This is a genomic window from Burkholderia sp. Ac-20379, from assembly GCF_017104645.1.
GTDB lineage: Bacteria > Pseudomonadota > Gammaproteobacteria > Burkholderiales > Burkholderiaceae > Burkholderia.
Genome location: NZ_JAAGPF010000555.1, coordinates 1 through 2,932, shown reverse-complemented (window position 1 = coordinate 2,932; position 2,932 = coordinate 1). Strand labels below are relative to the sequence as shown.

The 2,932-nt window shown below is 69.3% G+C and carries 2 protein-coding genes; both read left to right on the top strand.

What is annotated here, in order from left to right; genetic code table 11:
- Nucleotides 1–498 precede the first annotated feature (498 nt).
- On the top strand, nt 499–2,022 hold the full coding sequence (hutH, locus tag G3N92_RS32650) for a histidine ammonia-lyase (protein ID WP_206131653.1): 1,524 nt from the start codon (nt 499–501) through the stop codon (nt 2,020–2,022).
- 4 nt (nt 2,023–2,026) lie between these two features.
- The gene (gene hutC / locus G3N92_RS32645) at nt 2,027–2,722 is read left to right on the top strand and encodes a histidine utilization repressor (RefSeq protein ID WP_206131652.1); all 696 of its coding nucleotides are present in this window, start codon (nt 2,027–2,029) and stop codon (nt 2,720–2,722) included.
- The last annotated feature ends 210 nt before the right edge of the window (nt 2,723–2,932 follow it).

Below are 2,932 nucleotides of genomic sequence, written 5' to 3'. Positions count from 1 at the left end.
GTGCTCGCGCCGCGCGTCGTCGATCCGGCGGCGCCCGCCAGCGGCGTGGCCGCCTTCACCGCCGCGTGGATCGATGCCGCGCCGGGGCATCCGGCCTGTCTCGCCTGGCGGCCCGTAGCGGGCTGACGCCGGGGCGCCGCCCTCGATTTCCTGCAGCGAGGCCGAGGCGCGCCGCACGCTTCGTTAGCGTTTCCTTCCGTATTCCTGCCAGAGCGCCGTGATGTTTCGTCGCGGCGGTGCGATCGCGCACGTCGTTTTCCGCGCGGCGCATCGGGTGTCCCGCGCTCGTTCCCACCTTCGCACCGGCCTCGGCCCGGCAAGCTTGCCGGCCAATCGAGCCGCGTTCCGCCCGCCCGTTTTCGCGCTCGCCCGCCCCGGCCGATGCTCGCCCCGATCGCTAGGGAAATCCCTGAGCGCCGAATTTTGAAAACGAGTTGTCTATACAAGTTTGCGCGTCTACACTTCCTGGCACCTCACTTGTATAGACAGGACGCTCTCATGATCACGTTGACTCCCGGCCATCTGACGCTTGCCCAACTCCGCCGCATCGCCCGCGAGCCGGTTCGGATCGAACTCGATCCCGCCAGCTTCGCGGCGATCGACCGGGGTGCGCAGGCCGTGGCCGACATCGCGGCGAAGGGCGATCCCGCCTATGGCATCAACACCGGCTTCGGCCGTCTGGCCAGCACCCATATCCCGCACGACCAGCTCGAACTGCTGCAGAAGAACCTCGTGCTGTCGCACGCGGTGGGCGTGGGCGAGCCGATGAAGCCGGCCGTGGTGCGGCTGCTGATCGCGCTGAAGCTGTCGAGCCTCGGCCGCGGCCATTCCGGCATCCGCCGCGAGGTGATGAACGCGCTCGTCACGCTGTTCAACGCCGACGTGCTGCCGCTGATCCCGGTCAAGGGCTCGGTGGGCGCCTCGGGCGATCTGGCGCCGCTCGCGCACATGTCGGCCGCGCTGCTCGGCATCGGCGAGGTGTTCGTGCGCGGCGAGCGCGCCAGCGCGGCCGACGGCCTGCGCTCGGTCGGCCTCGCGCCGCTCACGCTGCAGGCCAAGGAAGGCCTCGCGCTGCTGAACGGCACGCAGGCGTCCACGGCGCTGGCGCTCGACAACCTGTTCGCGATCGAGGATCTGTACCGCAGCGCGCTGGTATCGGGTGCGCTGTCGGTGGACGCGGCGGCCGGTTCGGTCAAGCCGTTCGACGCACGCATCCACGAGTTGCGCGGCCATCGCGGCCAGATCGAGGCGGCCGCCGCTTATCGCGCGTTGCTCGACGGCTCGAAGATCAACCTCTCGCACCAGGATTGCGACAAGGTGCAGGATCCGTACAGCCTGCGCTGCCAGCCGCAGGTGATGGGCGCCTGCCTCGACCAGATGCGCCACGCGGCCGATGTCCTGCTGATCGAGGCCAACGCCGTGTCGGACAACCCGCTGATCTTCCCGGATACCGGCGAAGTGCTGTCGGGCGGCAATTTCCACGCCGAGCCGGTGGCGTTCGCGGCCGACAACCTCGCGCTGGCCGCCGCCGAAATCGGCGCGCTGGCCGAGCGCCGCATCGCGCTGCTGATCGATGCGACGCTGTCGGGCCTGCCGCCGTTCCTCGTCAAGGATGGCGGCGTGAATTCGGGCTTCATGATCGCGCACGTCACGGCGGCCGCGCTCGCGTCCGAGAACAAGACGCTCGCGCATCCCGCGTCGGTCGATTCGCTGCCCACGTCGGCCAATCAGGAAGATCACGTGTCGATGGCCACGTTCGCCGCGCGCAAGCTCGGCGACATCGCCGAGAACGTCGCCGCGATCCTCGCCATCGAGCTGCTGGCCGCCGCGCAGGGCGTGGATCTGCGCGATCCGCATGCCACCAGCCCGGCGCTGCAGGGCGCGATGCGCACGATTCGCGAGCAGGTGCCGCATTACGACCTCGACCGCTACTTCGCGCCCGACATCGCCTCGATCACGCAACTCGTGCGCGGCGGCGCGTTCGCCAAGCTGAGCCCGCTGTCGTTCGCGTCCGAGCAATGAGGCGATGAGCACGCCGGCGTACCAGGAAATCAAGGATTTCATCCTCGCCCGGATTCATGCGGGCGAGTGGGGCGAAGGCGACCTGGTGCCGTCGGAGAACGAACTGGCGCGCGATTTCAAGGTGGCGCGCATGACCGTGAACCGCGCGCTGCGCGAACTGACCGCCGAGCAGGTGCTCACGCGCGTGCAGGGCGCGGGCACGTTCGTGGCGCGGCCGAAGTACGAATCGACGCTGGTGGCGATCCGCAGCATCTCCGACGAGATCGCCGCGCGCGGCCATCGCCATCAGGCTCGCGTGCTGGAACTGGCGACGATCGAGGCCGACGCGGCGCTGGCCGGCGAGATGCAGGTGGCGCCCGGCGCGCCGCTGTTTCGCTCGGCCGTGCTGCACGCCGAGAACGACGAGCCGGTGCAACTCGAACAGCGCTGGGTCAATCCGGCCGTGGCCGGCGAATACGCGCAGCAGGATTTCACGCGCGTCACGCCGAACCAGTACCTGATGCGCGTCGCACCGTTGCAGCGCGTCGAATACCGGATCGAGGCGGCCGCGCCCGATGCGGCGCTGCGCGGGCAACTGGCGATGGGCGAGGCCGAGCCGTGCCTCGTGCTGCATCGGCGGACCTGGTCGCAGGGCGTCGTCGCCTCGATCGCGAACCTGTGGCACCCGGGCAGCCGCTACCGCTTCACGGGGCATTTCTGAATACCTGAATCGAACCGGGCCGGCCGCCGCGTATCGGTCGCGCCTTGCCAGCCGTATCGCACTATTCACTTTCGTTGGGAGCAGCCGTCATGAATCATCCGAAGCACATCGATCCGCGTCTCGACCCGACGCGCGTGATCCGCGCGCCGCGCGGCAGCGAGAAGACCTGCAAGACCTGGCTGGCCGAGGCGGCCTACCGGATGCTGCAGA